General features: G+C 59.3%; 14 protein-coding genes. 11 read left to right on the top strand and 3 right to left on the bottom strand.

The features are described 5' to 3' along the window. Position 1: 1 nt before the first annotated feature. Positions 2-1,471, top strand: a complete 1,470-nt coding sequence (gene nuoN / locus EQV90_RS09425) for an NADH-quinone oxidoreductase subunit NuoN (RefSeq protein ID WP_003446964.1) — start codon at positions 2-4, stop codon at positions 1,469-1,471. 604 nt (positions 1,472-2,075) lie between these two features. Next, complete coding sequence (locus EQV90_RS09420; RefSeq protein ID WP_240878025.1) at positions 2,076-4,193, top strand: TonB-dependent receptor; 2,118 nt, start codon at positions 2,076-2,078, stop codon at positions 4,191-4,193. On the opposite strand, the gene EQV90_RS09415 is transcribed toward EQV90_RS09420, so the two are convergent. Then, on the bottom strand, positions 4,190-5,272 hold the full coding sequence (locus EQV90_RS09415; protein ID WP_003446960.1) for an AI-2E family transporter: 1,083 nt from the start codon (positions 5,270-5,272) through the stop codon (positions 4,190-4,192). The genes EQV90_RS09420 and EQV90_RS09415 overlap by 4 nt on opposite strands. A 774-nt stretch (positions 5,273-6,046) precedes the next feature. Between EQV90_RS09415 and EQV90_RS09410 the strand changes: the two genes are divergently transcribed. From EQV90_RS09410 to yegQ, 9 genes are all read left to right on the top strand, one after another. Further along, positions 6,047-7,300, top strand: a complete 1,254-nt coding sequence (locus EQV90_RS09410) for an OprD family porin (RefSeq protein ID WP_240878024.1) — start codon at positions 6,047-6,049, stop codon at positions 7,298-7,300. Positions 7,301-7,898: 598 nt separating this feature from the next. Further along, positions 7,899-8,726, top strand: coding sequence for an NAD(P)-dependent oxidoreductase (locus tag EQV90_RS09405; protein WP_003446957.1), 828 nt, complete (start codon positions 7,899-7,901; stop codon positions 8,724-8,726). Positions 8,727-8,767: 41 nt separating this feature from the next. Beyond that, on the top strand, positions 8,768-9,655 hold the full coding sequence (locus EQV90_RS09400; RefSeq protein WP_003446954.1) for an SMP-30/gluconolactonase/LRE family protein: 888 nt from the start codon (positions 8,768-8,770) through the stop codon (positions 9,653-9,655). 62 nt (positions 9,656-9,717) lie between these two features. Continuing rightward, positions 9,718-10,701 (top strand): TRAP transporter substrate-binding protein, encoded by a 984-nt coding sequence (locus tag EQV90_RS09395; RefSeq protein ID WP_003446953.1) that lies wholly within the window; start codon positions 9,718-9,720, stop codon positions 10,699-10,701. A 61-nt stretch (positions 10,702-10,762) separates the two neighbouring features. Then, positions 10,763-11,290 carry a TRAP transporter small permease gene (locus tag EQV90_RS09390; protein ID WP_003446944.1) on the top strand — a complete coding sequence of 176 codons (528 nt, stop codon included), beginning with the start codon at positions 10,763-10,765 and terminating at the stop codon, positions 11,288-11,290. Continuing rightward, positions 11,291-12,571: a TRAP transporter large permease gene (locus EQV90_RS09385; RefSeq protein WP_240878023.1), complete on the top strand. Its 1,281-nt coding sequence runs from the start codon at positions 11,291-11,293 to the stop codon at positions 12,569-12,571. A 96-nt stretch (positions 12,572-12,667) separates the two neighbouring features. After that, a complete protein-coding gene (locus EQV90_RS09380; RefSeq protein ID WP_003446941.1) occupies positions 12,668-13,579 on the top strand; it encodes a DMT family transporter in 912 nt (303 codons plus the stop codon). Between the two features lie 22 nt (positions 13,580-13,601). After that, entirely contained in the window at positions 13,602-14,483 is an 882-nt protein-coding gene (locus EQV90_RS09375; RefSeq protein WP_240878022.1) for an aldose 1-epimerase, read from the top strand. A 65-nt stretch (positions 14,484-14,548) separates the two neighbouring features. Then, positions 14,549-15,889 carry a tRNA 5-hydroxyuridine modification protein YegQ gene (gene yegQ / locus EQV90_RS09370; RefSeq protein WP_003446937.1) on the top strand — a complete coding sequence of 447 codons (1,341 nt, stop codon included), beginning with the start codon at positions 14,549-14,551 and terminating at the stop codon, positions 15,887-15,889. 217 nt (positions 15,890-16,106) lie between these two features. On the opposite strand, the gene EQV90_RS09365 is transcribed toward yegQ, so the two are convergent. Together EQV90_RS09365 and htpG are read right to left on the bottom strand one after the other, a co-directional pair. Beyond that, positions 16,107-16,835 (bottom strand): dienelactone hydrolase family protein, encoded by a 729-nt coding sequence (locus EQV90_RS09365; protein ID WP_003446930.1) that lies wholly within the window; start codon positions 16,833-16,835, stop codon positions 16,107-16,109. Positions 16,836-16,894: 59 nt separating this feature from the next. Then, a complete protein-coding gene (htpG, locus tag EQV90_RS09360) occupies positions 16,895-18,799 on the bottom strand; it encodes a molecular chaperone HtpG (RefSeq protein ID WP_003446928.1) in 1,905 nt (634 codons plus the stop codon). Positions 18,800-18,896: the final 97 nt, after the last annotated feature.

The raw sequence follows: 18,896 nt of genomic DNA, 5'->3' as shown, positions 1-18,896 counted from the left end.
TATGGAATTCACGATCCAACACTTTATCGCGCTTGCGCCGCTGCTGATTACCAGTCTCACCGTTGTAGTGGTGATGCTGGCAATCGCATGGCGGCGCAACCATTCACAGACCTTCCTGCTTTCGGTGGCCGGTCTTAACCTGGCCTTGCTGTCGATCTTCCCTGCGTTGAAAGTGGCTCCGCTGGCTGTTACCCCGCTGTTGATGATGGACAACTTTGCCTATCTCTACATCGGGCTGATTCTGGTCGCCACCCTGGCCTGCGTCACCCTCGCCCATGCTTATCTGGGCGAAGGCGGCACCGGCTATCCGGGCAACCGCGAAGAGCTGTACCTGCTGATGCTGCTGGCCGCTACCGGCGGCATTGTTCTGGTCAGCGCGCAACACCTGGCCGGCTTGTTTATCGGTCTGGAGCTGCTATCGGTACCGGTGTACGGCCTGGTGGCGTATGCCTTCTTCAACAAGCGTTCACTGGAAGCCGGCATCAAATACATGGTGCTGTCGGCGGCCGGTTCTGCGTTCCTGTTGTTCGGTATGGCCTTGCTCTACGCCGAAGCCGGCAGCCTGAGCTTCAGCGGTATCGGTCACGCCCTGGCAGCTTCCGGCGTACCTGCACCGCTGGCCCAGCTGGGTCTGGGCATGATGCTGGTCGGCCTGGCGTTCAAACTGTCGCTGGTGCCTTTCCATCTCTGGACTCCGGACGTCTACGAAGGTGCTCCGGCTCCGGTCGCCGCTTTCCTGGCTACCGCTTCCAAAGTGGCCGTGTTTGCAGTGATGGTGCGTTTGTTCCAGATCACCCCGTCGGCAACTACCGGGGTGATGAGCGATGTACTGACCGTGATCGCGATTGCTTCGATCCTGTTCGGTAACCTGCTGGCCCTGACCCAGAACAACCTCAAGCGTCTGCTGGGTTACTCGTCCATCGCCCACTTCGGCTATCTGCTGATCGCCCTGGTGGCGAGCAAAGGCATGGCGATGGAAGCCATCGGCGTATACCTGATCACCTACGTGCTGACCAGCTTGGGTGCATTCGGTGTGATTACCCTGATGTCCTCGCCGTACAAGGGTCGTGATGCTGACGCGCTGTACGAGTACCGCGGCCTGTTCTGGCGTCGTCCGTACCTGACTGCGGTCATGACCGTGATGATGCTGTCGCTGGCGGGTATCCCGCTGACTGCCGGCTTTATCGGCAAGTTCTACATCGTTGCTACCGGCGTTGAAGCCCACCAATGGTGGCTGGTCGGGTCCCTGGTGCTGGGCAGTGCCATCGGCGTGTTCTACTACCTGCGCGTGATGGTGACCCTGTACCTGGTCGAGCCAAAACTGCATCGTCACGATGCTCCGCTGAACTGGGAGCAAAAGGCGGGTGGCGTCATGCTGCTGGCTATTTCGGCACTGGTATTCATCCTGGGTGTATACCCGCAGCCAATGCTTGAACTGGTGCAACACGCAACGCTGAGCCTTGTTGGCTAAGCCTTGAAACGTTGCACCCCATGCCCCGTAGAAGCCCGGCTTTTACGGGGCATTTTTTTGCCCGCTCAAATACCCTCCCCTGTAGGAGCGAGCTTGCTCGCGAGCTTTTCAAACCGCCGCCAACAGCTCCTGTTCCCGATACCCGCAATCACCCCCCTCCGTAGGAGCGAGCTTGCTCGCGAGCTTTTCAAACCGCCACCAACAGTTCCTGTTCCCGATACCCGCAATCACCCGCCCTCCGTAGGAGCGAGCTTGCTCGCGAGCTTTTCAAACCGCCACCAACAGCTCTTGTTCCCGATACCCGCAATCACCCGCCCTCCGTAGGAGCGAGCTTGCTCGCGAGCTTTTCAAACCGCCACCAACAGTTCCTGTTCCCGATACCCGCAATCACCCGCCCTCCGTAGGAGCGAGCTTGCTCGCGAGCTTTTCAACCCGCCACCAACAGTTCCTGTTCCCGATACCCGCAATCACCTGCCCTCCGTAGGAGCGAGCTTGCTCGCGAGCTTTTCAACCCGCACGCCATTGATGCCCCATGAAAGTTGCGAGTCATTCTCGGCTTGTATAGGCTGGCGCGCCGCCCGCCCATCGACCGAGATTCCTGTTCATGCGATCCGCCCTTTACTCATTGCTGCCCCTGGCGCTCGTCTGCGCTACACCCGTCTGCGCCGAGTCACTGGAGTTGGGCGAGGTTCAGGTCCGCGGCGATGAAAGCAGTGAACTGGAACTGGCCCAGGCCCGACTGCATGACGTACCCGGGGCCAGCAACCTGATCGACCTGAACCGCGTCGAAAATGGCCGCACCGCCAGCAACACCGATGTGCTGGCCTATCAACCCGGTATCTACGCGCAATCTTCCGGTAATGACGGGGCCAAGGTCTCCGTTCGCGGCTCCGGCATCAATCGCGCCCCAGGGGCCCATGGTTCGGGTCTGTACGTGATGTTCGACGGCCTGCCATTGACCGGCCCCGGCGGCACCCCATACGAGCTGTTCGAGCCCTTGTGGCTGAGCCGGGCTGAAGTGCTGCGTGGCGCCAACGGCTTTGAGAACGGCGCACTGGCCCTCGGCGGCTCGATCAATTACGTGACCCGCACCGGCCATGACGCCGCCCCCCTGCAAGTCCGCTATGAAACCGGCAGTTATGGTTATCAGAAACGCCAGATCAGTTCCGGACAAGTACTGGGGGATCTCGATTACTACGTGGCACTGACCGACTCCGACACCGATGGTTATCAGGATCACACCCGCGGCAGCAGTAAAGGCATAGCGGCCAACATCGGTTATCGCTTCAGCCCGCAGCTCGAAACCCGCTTTTACCTGCGCTATCGCGAGACCGACAACCAACTGGCCGGCCGCGTTACCAAGGACCAGATCAAGCATCATCCACGCTCGGCCAACCCGGTTTATGTGAACGGTGATTACACCCGCCCACAGCCCGGCAGCACTTGGCTGGGCAACAAAACCACGATGTACCTGGATGACGACTCGCAGCTGGAGGTGGGACTGGTCTATCACGACTACCCGATGGATCTGCACGAAGGTCCGAACCGGCTGAAAGTCGCCTACAGCGATATCAGCGGCACCCTCAACTACAAGCGCCGCGACACCTTGTTCGGACTCGAAAGCAACACCACCCTGGGCTTGCGCAACACCAAACACCTGCCCAACAGCGGCGCCTCGGAATACGTGCGCCTGCCGATTGGCAATACCGCCGGTTACGCGCCCGGAACAAAAATTCGCGATTTCAGTTACCAGGGCTCAGACACGGTGCTGCACGCCAGCAATGATCTGGAACTGGTCCCTGACCTGTGGCTGACCACCGGCATGGCACTGATCTATACCCGCCGCGAAAGTGACGTCAGCTACCCCGACAGCGGCGGCAAGGTCAGCCAGCACGATTGGGATTACGCGCCCCGGGTCGGCCTGCGCTACGAGTTCAACCCCGATCTGCAGGTGTATGCCAACCTCAGCCGCTCAGTAGAACCACCTCACCCCTGGTCGATGATCTGGGGCTCGCCCTACCGATTCCCGGCTGGCAGCGGCCCGGCTACCGGTCAGCAAAGTACGCCGGTAGCGCTGGACAACCAGACAGCCACCACCCTTGAGCTGGGTACCCGGGGCGATTCCTTGATCGGACAATGGGATCTGGCCTGGTACTACTCGGCAATCCGCCATGAATTGCTGAGTGTCGAAACCCGGGCCGCGACCGCAGGACAGGTGGCCATTGTCGGCGAAGCCAACGCCAGCCCCACGGTGCACCAGGGCTTCGAAGCCGGACTCCACAGCCTGCTGTGGGAGCGCCAGGCGGTGGGTAAAGTCTCGCTGCGTCAGGCTTACACCTTCAGCGACTTCCATTTTCGCGATGACCCGCGGTTTGGCACCAACCGGCTACCGGGCATTCCGCAACATTACTATCAGGCTGAAATACGCTACGACCACCCGCAGGGGTTCTATACAGGGCTGAACACCCAGGTTGCCTCACGCATGGCGGTGGATTACGCCAACTCATATTACGCATCGTCCTACATGCTCTGGGGAGCGACCCTGGGCTATGCCTCACCCAAACAGGACTGGCAAACCTGGCTCGACCTGCGCAACCTGACCGGCGAACGCTATGCCGCCACTGTGACTCCGGGGTATGACGACAAAGGGCTGGATGCCGCGCGCTCCACTCCCGGCGAAGGCAGGGGCGCCTACGTCGGGGTTTCCTGGAGTTTTCGCTAATCGTTGCGAGGGATATCGGCAGGCAGTCGCACTTTGCGCCGGGTACCACTGAACAGGCCCCAGCTGGACAAGAACAGGGCGGCAATCAATGGCCCGATCACAAAGCCATTGAGGCCGAAGATCGCCATGCCGCCCAGGGTCGAAATCAGAATCAGGAAGTCCGGCATTTTGGTGTCTTTGCCCACCATGATCGGACGCAGCACGTTATCCACCATCCCGATCACAAACACCCCGTACAACGCCAGCACCACCCCTTCCCAAATCATCCCCGAAGCCAGGAAGTACACCGCCACCGGTGCCCAGACAATGCCTGCGCCCACCGCTGGCAGCAGCGACAGGAACATCATCAGCACGGCCCAGAACAGCGAGCTATGGATCCCCAGCAGCCAGAAAATCAACCCGCCCAGGGCCCCCTGGGTCACGGCCACTGCCAGGTTGCCCTTGACCGAGGCCCTGACCACACGGCGCAACTTGAGCTGCAACAAACGCTTGTGCTGCTCGGCCATCGGCACCGTATTACGGATCAAGCGCACCATTTGCTGCCCGTCACGGATAAAGAAATACAGCAGGTAGAGCATGATGAAAAAACTCACCACCAGCTCGAAGGTGCTCTGCCCGAAACTGAACACCTGGGTCGCAAAGAACTGACTGCCCTCCAGAGCGCCTTTGGCAATTTTCTCACTCAGGCCGTCAATGTTGCCGACCCCGAACCGGTCCAGCCAGTCCTGGACCGTCGGCGGCAGGACGTCCTTGATCTGCATGACATAGCTGGCGACATTGATCTTTCCGCTCTCGACATCCTTGTAAAGCATGGCTACTTCTTGCACGAGCAGCACGGTGGTAACGATCACCGGCAAAATCGCGATCAGCGTGCACACCCCCAGGGTGGAGAAGGTCGCGAGGTTTCGGCGCCCTTTCAACTTGAGCACCATCTTGCGCTGCAATGGAGCGAACAGAATGCCCAGGGCAACGGCCCAGAAAATCGCGCCATAGAACGGCAGCAGAATCCAGATGAACGCGATGGTGACCAAAGCCAGCAGCAAGAGCAGGGTTTTACGTTGAAGACTGGTTTCGTTCATGTGCCATCCGTGTCAGTGGGCCGCAAGCGCATTGGGTAGGCGCAGTTTAGACGGCAAATATACAGGCGCGCAGGCACATTACGGGATAAAGACGGCATGTCCCATGTCTGCAGGCGTGAGCTTGCTCGCTCCTGCAAGGTTTCAAGCGCCATATCCAGCAAGGCGGCACCCAAGGGTTTGCCATGGGCGTCGAGGGCCAGCGAGCGGACGGTAGGCCAGGGGCCGGGAGTAAGACTGATGAAAAAAAGCCTGCAGGGCTAGCCGTTCACAGTGGTTGGCCAGCATGGGCGCATATTTCTCGGCTGCATTGGAATCAGGTCTGTATCATGCCCGGTCGGGTTTCAGGCTCACCTGCCGAGCCGAGGGTCCCGGGCTGCTGCACCGATCACATTTTTACTTTAATTGTTTGGCTGAACCTGCATTGACAAATCTGACCCAAGCTGTAAATAATCCGATGAATGTTGTACGACAACAGATAACAAAAATAAAAATAATCAAGGAATCTTTCGTATGAGCCCCTTCGTGTCCGCTCCCCGCCATGGCGCGCCGTTAATCCGCGCTGGCCGCATGCCGGTCGTGTTTCCAGCACGATCCTCCACGCAACGATCACCTGCAGAATTTGCTGACGCCTAGTGCGCAAGCAAAAGACTCTCTCGCTTCAGCGACTTGAGTCGCCGCCCTGACTTCAGGGCACCACGCACGTCCTTTGAATCGCTGACCGCTCTTCTGACGGTCACGGGAAGTGCTATGCCAAAAAATGGGAGCGTAACAATAATGAAACATCAAAACACTCGGTCACTGGTCTTGTTCGGTCTTGGCAGCATGAGCCTGGCTTTACCGCTGACCGGCCTGGCTGAAGGCTTTGTGGAAGACACCAAGGCCACCCTTACCTTGCGTAATGCCTACATCAACCGCAATTTCACCAACCCGGACTATCCGCAGAGCAAGGCTGAAGAGTGGACGCAAAACTTCATTCTCGACGTCAAGTCCGGGTTTACCCAGGGTACCGTCGGTTTCGGGATTGATGTCCTGGGTCTGTACTCGCAGAAGCTCGATGGCGGTAAAGGCACGGTCGGCACACAGTTGCTGCCGACCCATGGCGATGGCGAACCGGCCGACAACTTCGGCCGTCTGGGTGTTGCAGCCAAGGCCAGGATCTCCAACACCGAACTGAAAATCGGTGAGTGGATGCCGGTACTGCCGATCTTGCGCTCGGACGACGGACGCTCACTGCCACAAACCTTCCGTGGCGGCCAGATCACCTCCAAAGAGATCGCCGGCCTCAACCTCTATGGCGGCCAGTTCCGGGGCAACAGCCCGCGTAACGATGCGAGCATGGAAGAGATGTCGCTTAACGGAAAAGGCGCGTTCACGTCCGACCGTTTCAACTTTGCCGGTGGCGATTACAGCTTCAACGACAAGCACACCCAGGTCGGCCTGTGGTACGCGCAGCTGGAAGATATTTACCAGCAGCAATTCCTTAACGTCCTGCACACCCAGCCTGTTGGTGATGTGACCCTGGGCGCCAACCTCGGCTATTTCTGGGGCAAGGACGACGGAAACAAACTGGCCGGCGACCTGAACAACAGAACCGCATACGCCCTGCTTTCGGCCAAATACAAAGGCAACACCTTGTATGTCGGCCTGCAGAAAGTCAGCGGCGATGATGGCTGGATGCGCGTCAACGGCACCAGCGGCGGCACCCTGGCCAACGACAGCTACAACTCCAGCTACGACCTTGCCAAGGAGCGTTCCTGGCAGCTGCGTCACGACCTTGACTTCGCAGTGTTCGGCGTACCCGGCCTGACGATGATGAACCGCTACCTGAGCGGCGATAACATCCACACCGGCGCCATCACTGACGGCAAGGAATGGGGTCGCGAATCGGAACTGGCCTACACCATCCAGACCGGTACCTTCAAAGACCTGAACATGCGCTGGCGCAACTCGACCATGCGTCGTGACTACAGCACTAACGAATATGATGAAAACCGCATCTTCATCAGCTATCCGTTGTCGCTGCTGTAACCCTCTGTGGGAGCGGGTTTGTCTGCGGGGGGCGCACCGGGCTGTCGCTGACAAACCGCAGCGTCTGAATCGCTGGCAAGCCAGCTCCCACACCTAGCGCATCCTTGCTGCCCGCTCCCCCTCTGGGAGCGGGCTCGTCTGCGGGGGGCGCACCGGGCTGTCGCTGACAAACCGCAGCGTCTAATCGCTGGCAAGCCAGCTCCCACGCCCATCGTTGCTGCCCGCCCCCCTCTGGGAGCGGGCTCGTCTGCGGGGGCGCACCGGGCTGTCGCTGACAAACCGCAGCGTCTTAATCGCTGGCAAGCCAGCTCCCACGCCCATCGTTGCTGCCCGCTCCCCTCTGGGAGCGGGCTCGTCTGCGGTGGGCGCACCGGGCTGTCGCTGACAAACCGCAGCGTCTTAATCGCTGGCAAGCCAGCTCCCACGCCCATCGTTGCTGCCCGCTCCCACACCCATACGCTCGCCGTCATGATGACAAAATGATAGCGCACACTATGTTTTGACCCTCGGTGCATTGACAACACCCTAAAGGACTGCGAATAATCCCGACCATGTCATACGACAACAGATGACATCAATAATAAAAAAGGGTCTCTTGATGGCAACCTCGCACACTGTCCAAAATCCCTTCAATCGCCTTCTTCTCACCGGCGCGGCCGGCGGCCTGGGGAAGGTACTGCGTGAAAGCATAAAGCCCTACGCCAGGGTTTTACGACTCTCTGATATTGCGCCTATGGCTCCCGCTGTCGACAGCAGCGAGGAAATACACCCCTGCGACCTCACCGACAAAAACGCCGTTCAGCAACTGGTTGAAGGCGTAGATGCCATCCTGCATTTCGGTGGAGTCTCGGTTGAGCGCCCGTTCGAAGAAATCCTCGGGCCGAACATCTCCGGGGTGTTCCATATCTATGAAGCGGCTCGACGCCATGGCGTCAAACGGGTGATTTTCGCCAGCTCCAACCATGTGATCGGTTTTTACAAACAGGACCAGACCCTCGATGCCCGCTCCCCGCGCCGCCCCGATGGTTATTACGGTCTGTCCAAGTCCTATGGCGAAGACATGGCCACCTTCTACTTCGATCGCTATGGCATCGAAACCGTCAGCATCCGCATCGGCTCGTCCTTCCCCGAACCGCAGAACCGCCGGATGCTCAGCACCTGGCTGAGTTTTGCCGATCTGACCCAATTGCTCGAACGCGCACTTTACACACCGGACGTCGGGCACACGGTGGTCTACGGCGCGTCAAACAATCCGAACCTGTGGTGGGACAACCGCTACGCGGCCCATCTGGGCTTTGCCCCCAAGGACAGTTCAGAGGTGTTCCGCGCCAAGGTTGAAGCCCAGCCAATGCCGGCGGCCAATGACCCGAGCATGATTTACCAGGGCGGAGCCTTCGTCGCAGCCGGCCCCTTCGGCGACGACTGAACACAGCCGCTGACAAGAACACGACCGACAGGGGTAGCCCCATGACCGCCGAACTCATTCTCGATGCACGCAATGCCACGGGCGAAAGCCCGGTCTGGAGCGCAGCAGAACAGGCGCTGTATTGGGTAGATATTCCCGCCGCACGCTTGCACCGCTGGAGCCTGATCGACGGTCGCAGCCAGAGCTGGGATGCCCCGCAAATGCTTGCCTGCATCGCCCGCAGCAGCGACGGCAGCTGGATCGCCGGTATGCAAAGCGGGCTGTTCAGCCTCAAGCCCCGGGCCGACGGCGGTCTCGACACCCGCCTGCTGGCAGGCGTTGACCATGCTCAACCCGGCATGCGCTTTAACGATGGCCGCTGTGACCGCCAGGGCCGCTTCTGGGCCGGGACCATGCTGCTGGACATGGCCGCAGGCGCGCAGTGCGGGGCGATGTATCGCTACAGCGCAGGTCAGACAGAACCGCTAACGGCTCAGCTGGACGGTTTTATCGTCCCCAATGGCCTGGCTTTCAGCCCCGACGGCAAAACCATGTACCTCTCGGACTCACACCCCAAGGTGCAAAAAATCTGGGCCTTCGATTACGCCATCGACAGCGCAACGCCGTACAACCGTCGCCTGTTCGTAGACATGCTGGAGCATCCGGGACGCCCTGATGGCGCTGCCGTCGATGCCGATGGCTGCTACTGGATCTGCGGCAATGATGCCGGCCTGATCCACCGTTTTACCCCTGCAGGCAAACTCGACCGCTCCCTTGCCGTACCGGTGAAGAAGCCTGCGATGTGCGCCTTCGGAGGTGCAGACATGGACACCCTGTTCGTCACCTCGATTCGTCCGGCAGGCGATATCAGCGATCAACCCCTGGCGGGCGGCGTGTTCGCCCTCAGGCCGGGGATCAAGGGGCTGGTGGAACCCGCCTTCAACAACTGACTGTTTACCGACATTGCTGATCCGACACCTTGATATAAAAAAAACAATATTTGGAGTGACCCATGGATTTCAAACGCACCTTGCTTATTGCTGCTCTACCGCTGGCTTTCTGCCTTTCGGGCGCTGCCCAGGCCGAAATCAAAATCAAATTCGCCGAAGTTCACCCGGCTGGCTATCCACCGGTAGTGGCCGAACAGGACATGGGCAAGAAGCTGCAGGATCAAAGTAACGGCGATATCAGCTTCAAGATGTTTGCCGGCGGCGTGCTGGGCTCCGAGAAAGAAGTGGTCGAGCAGTTGCAGTCCGGCGCGGTGCAAATGACCCGGGTCAGCCTCGGCATCCTCGGGCCGGTGGTCCCCGAGACCAATGCGTTCAACCTGCCCTTCGTGTTCCGCGACCAGGCACACATGCGCAAAATCATCGACGGTGAAATCGGCCAGGAGATGCTCGACAAGATCACCAACTCCGACTTCAACATGGTCGCCCTGGCGTGGATGGATGGCGGCACCCGCAACCTCTACACCAAGAAGCCTGTACGTCAGATCGCAGACCTCAAGGGCATGAAAATCCGGGTCCAGGGCAACCCGGTATTTATCGACACCATCAACGACATGGGCGGCAACGGCATCGCCATGGCCACGGGCGAGATCTTCAGCGCCCTGCAGACCGGGGTGATCGACGGTGCAGAAAACAATACGCCGACCTTCCTCGAGCACAACCACTACCAGAACGCCAAGTACTTCACCTGGACTGATCACCTGATCCTGCCCGAGCCGATCGTGATTGCCAAAACCACCTGGCTCAAGCTCAGCCCGGAGCAACAGGCACTGGTGCAGAAGGTAGCCCGTGAAGCACAGATGGAAGAGCGCGTTCTGTGGGACAAAAAGTCTTCTGACGCTGAAGCAAAACTCAAGGCTTCCGGGGTGGAGTTCATCACCCTGACCCCGGAACAGAAAAAAGCCTTTTACGACGCCACTCAGCCTGTTCGTGACAAATACGGGGCGGACTACAAAGACCTGATCTCGCGTATTGAAGCGGTCCAATAAGCCTGTCCGATTATGCCGCGGTGACGGGCCCCGCCCCGTCACCGCCGCAGTGGTGAGCCCCATGAAAAATACCGTACTGCGCTTGAACGACATGCTGTATCGGGTCTGTATCGGGATCGCCGGTTTATCGGTGCTGACCATGACCCTGATCATTCCCTGGGGCATTTTTGCCCGCTATGTACTGGGCTCGGGCTCCAGCTGGCCAGAGCCCGTCGCCATCTTGTTGATGGTGGTTTTTACCTTCTTTGGCGCGGCCGCCAGTTACCGTGCCGGCGCGCACATGGCGGTGTCGATGGCGGTCGAACGGATGCCGCCAATGGTGCGCAAACAGGCCGCCTTGCTGGTGCAGCTGCTGATGGTGGTGGTCTGCCTGTTCATGGCCGTCAAGGGCTTCAAACTGTGCGCCACCACCTGGAATCAATTCCTCGGCGAGATGCCGTCCTTGCGGGTCGGGATTTCCTATTTGCCGATTCCCATTGGCGGGCTGGTGACCCTGGTTTTTGTCCTGGAAAAACTCTTTCTGGGTGACCAGAGCCATCGCCGCGCGGTGCGGTTCGACATCGTAGAAGCCAGCGAAGAGGCCGTCTAAATGGATGCTTTGGTATTGTTGGGCAGTTTTATTGCGCAGATCCTTCTCGGTATGCCGGTGGCGTACGCCCTGGGCCTTTCGGCGTTGATTGGCGCATGGTGGATCGATATTCCGTTCGACGCGCTGATGATTCAGGTTGCCGGCGGCGTGAACAAATTCTCCCTGCTGGCGATTCCGTTCTTCGTTCTGGCGGGTGCGATCATGGCCGAGGGCGGCATGTCCCGCAGGCTGGTGGCGTTTGCCGGGGTGCTGGTAGGTTTCGTACGCGGTGGCCTGTCACTGGTCAATATCGTGGCCTCGACCTTCTTCGGGGCGATTTCCGGCTCTTCGGTGGCCGACACCGCCTCGGTGGGCTCAGTGCTGATCCCGGAAATGGAACGTGCCGGTTATCCCCGGGAGTTCTCCACGGCGGTCACCGTCAGCGGTTCGGTCCAGGCTTTGCTTACACCGCCGAGCCACAACTCGGTGCTGTACTCGCTGGCTGCGGGTGGCACGGTGTCGATCGCCTCGCTGTTCATGGCCGGGATCTTTCCGGGGCTGCTGCTTAGTGCCGTGATGATGGGGCTGTGCATGATCTTTGCGCGCAAGCGCAACTACCCCAAGGGTGAAGTGATTCCGCTGCGCCAGGCGCTGAAAATCGCCGGCGATGCGCTCTGGGGCCTGATGGCCATGGTCATCATCCTCGGCGGCATTCTGTCGGGTATTTTCACCGCCACCGAGTCCGCGGCCATCGCCGTGCTCTGGTCGTTCTTCGTCACCATGTTCATTTATCGCGACTACAAATGGCGCGACCTGCCCAAGCTGATGCACCGGGCGGTGCGCACTATTTCCATCGTGATGATCCTGATCGGTTTTGCTGCCAGCTTCGGCTATATCCTGACGCTGATGGAGATCCCGATGAAGATCACCACAGCGTTCCTGACGCTGTCGGATAACCGCTACGTGATCCTGATGTGCATCAACGTCATGTTGCTGCTGTTGGGCACGGTGATGGACATGGCGCCGCTGATTCTGATCCTGACCCCGATCCTGCTGCCGGTGATTATCGGGATCGGTGTAGACCCGGTGCACTTCGGCATGATCATGCTGGTCAATCTGGGGATCGGGCTGATTACCCCGCCGGTGGGTGCGGTCCTGTTCGTCGGTGCCGCCGTGGGCAAGGTCACGATCGAAAACACCGTCAAAGCCCTGCTGCCGTTCTATGCGGCCCTGCTGCTGGTGCTGATGCTGGTGACCTACGTTCCGGCCATCTCGCTGTGGCTGCCAAGCGTGGTGCTGTAACCCCCCCTCTGTAGGAGCGAGCTTGCTCGCGAGCGGTTTAAAAGCTCGTTCCTACGGGTTTTCAGCTTTATTTCCAGCCAAGGAGGCTGGTTACTCATGTCTGCTCCTGCTTTGTTTCCCCGTCATGTCGCGGTGTTGCTGCTGGTGTTGCTGGCCTGTGCATTTGCCGGTAATCACATCGCCGCGCGGATCGCCTTTGACCATGACACCGGCCTGCTGCTGGCGATTCTGTGCCGCGCCGGCGTGACCCTGCTGGTACTGACCGGCCTGGTGCTGTGGCAACGTGAACGCCCCCGGTTAACCCCCGCCCACTGGCGCTGGCAAGTGCTGCTGGGGGTGCTGATCGCGGCGCAAAGCTTCTTTATCTATTCCGCCGTGGCCCGCATCCCCGTGGCCCTGGCATTGCTGATCGCCAACGTGGCGCCGATCCTGCTGGTGCTGCTGACCTGGGCCCTGGGCGGCTCGGCCCCGACCCGGCGGGCAGCGGTATTGATGGGCGTGATCATGTTCGGGCTGGCGTTTGCCCTGGACGTCCCCGAGCGCCTGTCGAATCAAGGCACAACCGAAGCACAATGGCTGGAAGGCATTGCCTTCGGGTTCGCCGCAGCTTCTGTCTTTGCCTGCGCGCTGTGGATCACTGACCACAAGCTGTCGAGCGTGCGCGGCACGGTGCGCAGCATGCTGACGATGCTGATTGTATTCAGCGTCGCGGCAGTCGCCGGGGTCAGCGGTGTATTGCCGGGAGGCGTTTCACTGCCCGGCTCGTCAACCGGCTGGACCGCCCTTGCCTGCCTGGTGGCTCTTTATGGGCTAGGGTTCTGCCTGCTGTTTATTTGCCTGACCCGCCTGGACATGGCGCGTAATGCCCCGGTCATGAACGTTGAACCGGTGGCCAGCCTGCTGTTTGGCTGGCTGATTCTGGACCAGTTGCTCAGCAGCAGTCAGGTGATCGGTGGCCTGATCGTGGTCGCCGGTATTGTAATGCTGACGTGGCGGCGTGCCGCGTGATTGCTCAGTGGAGGTAGCGGCCATGCGGCCCGAGACGTTGATCCTGGAAGACGGCCTGACCAGGCTGACACTGGCGCCGATGATCGGTGCCAGCATTGTCAACTGGAGTGTCATCGCCAGCGGCCAGCCGCTGTTGCGCCCCAGTGCCGACACGGCATTGAACAGCGGTTTGCCGGGACGCCTAGCGTGCTATCCACTGGTGCCCTGGTCGAACCGCATCGGCGGTGGCGGTTTTGACGGCCCGCAGCACTGGTTTGTGCTGCAGCCCAACAGCCCCACCTCAGCCCTGCCCATCCATGGCAGTGGCTGGCAACAACCCTGGAGCGTGATTGAGCACACCGCGCAGCATGCCTGCCTGCAACTCGATAGCACTGTGCCCTTCGCCTACCATGCGCAGCTGCGTTACCGCCTGAGTGAAGGTCAATTGCGCATCGAACTGAGCGTTACCCATCAGGACGAACGTGCCGCCTGGCATGGCCTGGGGCTGCATCCCTATTTCCCCCGCACTCCCCGCACCCGCTTACAGGCCCACACTGCACAGATCTGGCTGTGCGATACCGACGGGCTGCCCACACACCTTGCGCCCTTGACGACCGAACGGGATTTCAACCAGCTCGCCAGCCTGCCCGAGACAAGACTCGACAACTGTTTTACCGGCTGGGATGGCCATGGGCTGATCAGCCAGCCGGATTTGGGCTACGAGCTTGAGTGCCGGGCCACGGGTGCCCCGTACTGCCTGGTGTACTGCCCTGCCGGAGAGGATTTTTTCTGCTTCGAGCCGGTCAGCCACCCGGTCAATGCCCATCACCTGCCAGGTCGCCCGGGCTTGCATTTATTGCACAAGGGGCAATCGGCGGGGCTGGCTTTGAGCCTGGGTTACCGGCCGCTCCGAGGCGTTTTGTAGACCCAGATCAATAGTGCGGCATTCGGCCTGGTCTACCATCGCGCCCTTTTGCGAATGACCTGACCATGCCACTTGCACCGCCCGAACTCCTTGCCCCTGCCGGCACCCTGAAAAACATGCGCTACGCCTTCGCCTATGGCGCCGACGCGGTGTATGCCGGTCAGCCACGTTATAGCCTGCGGGTGCGCAACAACGAATTCGACCACGACAATCTGGCCATCGGTATCGCCGAAGCCCAGGCTCAGGGCAAGCGCTTTTACGTGGTGGTCAACATCGCCCCGCACAATGCCAAGCTGCGCACCTTCCTCAAAGACCTGGAGCCGGTGATTGCCATGGGCCCGGATGCGCTGATCATGTCCGATCCGGGCTTGATCATGCTGGTGCGCAAACACTTCCCGCACATGCCGATTCATTTGTCGGTACAAGCCAATACCGTGAACTGGGCCAGTGTCGAATTCTGGCACCAGCAGGGTTTGAGCCGGATCATTCTGTCGCGGGAACTGTCGCTGGAAGAAATCGAGGAAATCCGCCAGAAAGTACCCGCCATGGAACTGGAAATTTTCGTGCATGGCGCGCTGTGCATGGCCTACTCCGGCCGTTGCCTGCTGTCGGGCTACATGAACAAGCGTGATGCCAACCAGGGCAGTTGCACCAATGCCTGTCGCTGGAAGTACGAGGCAAAGCCGGCAACGGAAAACGAGCTGGGCAATGTGGTCAACATCGTTGAGCCAACCCTGGGCGTGGGAGCCCCCAGCGATGAAGTGTTCGTCCTGCACGAAGCCAGTCGCCCGGACGAACCGATGTCGGCGTTCGAGGATGAACACGGCACCTACATCATGAACTCCAAGGACTTGCGTGCGGTGCAACACGTTGCGCGCCTGACCGCGATGGGGGTGCACTCGCTGAAGATCGAAGGCCGTACCAAATCGCATTTCTACTGCGCGCGGGCGACCCAGGTGTATCGCAAGGCAATTGATGATGCGGTGGCCGGTCGTGAATTTGACCACAGCCTGATGACCGATCTGGAGTCACTGGCGCAACGTGGTTACACCGAGGGCTTTTTGCGCCGCCATGTGCACGACGAGTATCAGAACTACCTGCATGGCAGCTCGCTGTCCCATCGCCAACAGTTTGTGGGCGAGCTCACGGGCGAGCGGCGCAACGGGCTGGCAGAAGTAAAAGTCAAAAACCGCTTCGCTTTGGGTGATCATCTGGAGTTGATGACGCCCCGGGGCAACTATCACTTCGATCTTGACCATCTGCACAACAGCGCCGGGTTGCCGATTCAAGTGGCACCGGGTGACGGCCACACCGTATACCTGCCGATTCCGGAGCAGGTGGATTTGAACTACGGGTTGTTGATGCGGGATTTGACCGTAAGCGAAACCATAGAGCGCACGGCATAGCCCCACCTGACTTACAAACTTGAGGGGGCTGGCTTGCCAGCGATGCAGGCAACCGGCTGTATCTGCAGGATTGAGCCGAAACCATCGCCAGCAAGCTGGCTCCCACAGGGCCCATACACCATTGTGGGAGCTGGCTTGCCAGCGATGCAGGCAACTGGCTGTATCTGCAGGATTGAACCGAAACCATCGCCAGCAAGCTGGCTCCCACAGTGTGGTGTCAGTCCCTGAACACATCATCCAGCAGGTTGTGCATGGCGGTGAACGCCCGGTGCGCGGTTTTGGCGTCGTACATCATTTTGCCCGGCACGTTGGCATGGGGATCAGTAAAGGAGTGCACGGCGCCGCCATAGCTGGTCAATTGCCAGTCGATGCCGGCAGCGTTCATCTCGGCTTCGAAAGCCGGCAGTTGTTCCCGGGGTACCAGCGGGTCGGAAGCGCCATGCAGGACCAGCACTGATCCGGTAATGCTTCTGGCATCGATAGGGTTGGGCGTATCCAGGGTCCCGTGAAAAGATACGGCCGCTTTCAACGGCGCACCACTGCGCGCCAGTTCCAGCGAGCAGCAACCACCGAAACAGAAGCCAAAGGTCGCCAGCTTGCTGCTGTCGACCACTGCCAGGCCCTGGTTTTTCAGCACGTCATAGGCTGCCCACATGCGCTTGCGCAACAAGGCGCGGTCGTTCTTGAGCGGCATCATCGCCGCGCCCGCCTCGTCGCCATTGGCGGGGCGTGTAGCCTGGCCGTAGAGGTCGGCGATCAACACCACATAGCCCTGCTCTGCCACCGACTTGGCGATCTCTTCGGCGCCCTCGCTGATGCCCATCCAGTTCGGTGCCATCAACAACCCCGGCAGCGGGTCTTCTCGACTCGGGTCAAAGGCCAGGCGGCCTTCGTATGGCAGGCCGTCGATTTGATAGGCAACGGAACTGACCGAAATAGATTTCATTAAAAACTCCTGAATTCGAAACAAAAAAAACCCGCCGAAGCGGGTTTTTTATAGCTCAGTTACACCGACAACTCTACTAACAGTTTGTTTAGACGACGGACATAAGCTGCCGGGTCTTTCAAACTGTCACCGGCCGCCAGGGCTGCCTGATCGAAGAGGATGTGCGACAGGTCGCCAAAACGCTCTTCGCTCGGCTCCGCATCGAGTTTCTCGATCAGCGGGTGAGCCGGGTTGAACTCGAAGATCGGCTTCGATTCCGGCACTTTCTGCCCGCTGGCTTCCAGGATCTGGCGCATTTGCATGCCCAGGTCCTGCTCACCGATGGCCAGAATGGCAGGTGAATCAGTCAGACGGTGCGATACCCGCACTTCGCTGACGCTTTCGCCCAGCGCTGCCTTGATGCGCTCAACCAGGCCTTCTTTGGACTTGGCAACTTCTTCTGCGGCTTTCTTGTCCTCTTCCGAGTCCAGGTTGCCCAGATCCAGATCACCGCGTGCCACGTCGACAAAGCTCTTGCCGTCGAAATCGCTGAGGTAGCTCATCAGCCACTCGTCGATACGATCGGTCAACAGCAGCACTTCGATGCCTTTCTTGCGGAAGACTTCAAGGTGCGGGCTGTTTTTGACCTGGGCGTAAGTGTCGCCGGTCAGGTAGTAAATCTTGTCCTGACCTTCTTTGGCACGGGCCAGGTAGTCGGCCAGAGCAACATTCTGTTCGCCGTCGTCACCGTGAGTCGAAGCAAAGCGCAACAGACCGGCGATTTTTTCCTTGTTGGCGGAATCTTCAGCCGGGCCTTCTTTCATCACCTGGCCAAAGTTTTTCCAGAAGCCCTGATATTTCTCAGGCTCGTTCTTCGCCAGTTTTTCCAGCATGTCGAGCACACGCTTGGTAAGCGCCGATTTCATGGAGTCGATGATCGGGTCTTTCTGCAGGATTTCCCGCGACACGTTCAGCGACAGGTCATTGGAATCGATCACACCTTTGATGAAGCGCAGGTACAACGGCAGGAACGACTCTGCCTGATCCATCACGAACACACGCTGTACGTACAGCTTCAGGCCTTTCGGGGCTTCACGCTGATACAGGTCGAACGGAGCACGGGCCGGCACGTAGAGCAGCGAGCTGTATTCCAGCTTGCCTTCAACCTTGTTGTGGCTCCAGGCCAGCGGGTTCTCGTAGTCGTGGGCAATGTGCTTGTAGAACTCCTGGTATTCCTCGTCCTTGACTTCAGTACGAGGACGGGTCCACAGAGCGCTGGCGCGGTTGACGGTTTCCCATTCCAGTGCCGGTGCTTCTTCGCCTTCTGCGACGGTCTGCTCTTTAGGCAGCTCGATTGGCAGGGCGATATGGTCGGAATACTTTTTGATGATGTTGCGCAGGCGCCAGCCGTCAGCGAACTCTTCTTCGCCTTTCTTCAGGTGCAGCACGATTTTGGTACCGCGATCGGCTTTCTCGACGGTTGCTACTTCAAACTCGCCCTCGCCTTTGGAGGACCAATGCACGCCTTCGCTTGCAGGAGTGCCGGCACGGCGGCTGAAGACATCGACCTTGTCAGCCACGATAAAGGCCGAATAGAAGCCCACACCGAATTGACCGATCAGATGCGAATCTTTTTTCTGGTCGCCCGACAGGTTTTTCATGAAATCGGCGGTGCCGGACTTGGCGATCGTACCCAGATGGGTGATCACGTCATCGCGGTTCATGCCAATACCGTTGTCTTCGAGAGTGACGGTATTAGCGTCCTTGTCGAAGCTGACACGGATTTTCAGATCAGTACCGCCTTCCAGCAGTTCAGGCTTGGAAAGCGCTTCAAAACGTAATTTGTCGACAGCATCAGAGGCGTTCGAGATCAATTCGCGAAGGAAAATTTCCTTGTTGGAGTACAGCGAATGGATCATGAGGTGTAGCAGTTGCTTGACCTCGGTCTGGAAGCCCAGGGTTTCTTTTTGAGTTTCCACGCTCATTGTTATCAAACTCCGATTAGATGGCATGAGCCACGCCCGAGAGGGTTGGCGGCGGGATGTCATGAAAGTTGGGGGCTAAGGTTTAAATTTCAAGGCC

Origin of the sequence: Pseudomonas sp. TMW22089, assembly GCF_022496645.1 — a bacterium.
Lineage (GTDB): Bacteria > Pseudomonadota > Gammaproteobacteria > Pseudomonadales > Pseudomonadaceae > Aquipseudomonas > Aquipseudomonas paraversuta.
The sequence above is the reverse complement of the archived record's forward strand: the minus strand, read 5'-3'. Positions and strand labels throughout refer to the sequence as shown.

Excerpts from the sequence above, each read along its gene's own strand:
- nuoN (WP_003446964.1), top strand. The coding sequence starts at position 2 with ATGGAATTCACGATCCAACACTTTATCGCGCTTGCGCCGCTGCTGATT.
- EQV90_RS09420 (WP_240878025.1), top strand. The coding sequence starts at position 2,076 with ATGCGATCCGCCCTTTACTCATTGCTGCCCCTGGCGCTCGTCTGCGCT.
- EQV90_RS09415 (WP_003446960.1), bottom strand. The coding sequence starts at position 5,272 with ATGAACGAAACCAGTCTTCAACGTAAAACCCTGCTCTTGCTGCTGGCT.
- EQV90_RS09410 (WP_240878024.1), top strand. The coding sequence starts at position 6,047 with ATGAAACATCAAAACACTCGGTCACTGGTCTTGTTCGGTCTTGGCAGC.
- EQV90_RS09405 (WP_003446957.1), top strand. The coding sequence starts at position 7,899 with ATGGCAACCTCGCACACTGTCCAAAATCCCTTCAATCGCCTTCTTCTC.
- EQV90_RS09400 (WP_003446954.1), top strand. The coding sequence starts at position 8,768 with ATGACCGCCGAACTCATTCTCGATGCACGCAATGCCACGGGCGAAAGC.
- EQV90_RS09395 (WP_003446953.1), top strand. The coding sequence starts at position 9,718 with ATGGATTTCAAACGCACCTTGCTTATTGCTGCTCTACCGCTGGCTTTC.
- EQV90_RS09390 (WP_003446944.1), top strand. The coding sequence starts at position 10,763 with ATGAAAAATACCGTACTGCGCTTGAACGACATGCTGTATCGGGTCTGT.
- EQV90_RS09385 (WP_240878023.1), top strand. The coding sequence starts at position 11,291 with ATGGATGCTTTGGTATTGTTGGGCAGTTTTATTGCGCAGATCCTTCTC.
- EQV90_RS09380 (WP_003446941.1), top strand. The coding sequence starts at position 12,668 with ATGTCTGCTCCTGCTTTGTTTCCCCGTCATGTCGCGGTGTTGCTGCTG.
- EQV90_RS09375 (WP_240878022.1), top strand. The coding sequence starts at position 13,602 with ATGCGGCCCGAGACGTTGATCCTGGAAGACGGCCTGACCAGGCTGACA.
- yegQ (WP_003446937.1), top strand. The coding sequence starts at position 14,549 with ATGCCACTTGCACCGCCCGAACTCCTTGCCCCTGCCGGCACCCTGAAA.
- EQV90_RS09365 (WP_003446930.1), bottom strand. The coding sequence starts at position 16,835 with ATGAAATCTATTTCGGTCAGTTCCGTTGCCTATCAAATCGACGGCCTG.
- htpG (WP_003446928.1), bottom strand. The coding sequence starts at position 18,799 with ATGAGCGTGGAAACTCAAAAAGAAACCCTGGGCTTCCAGACCGAGGTC.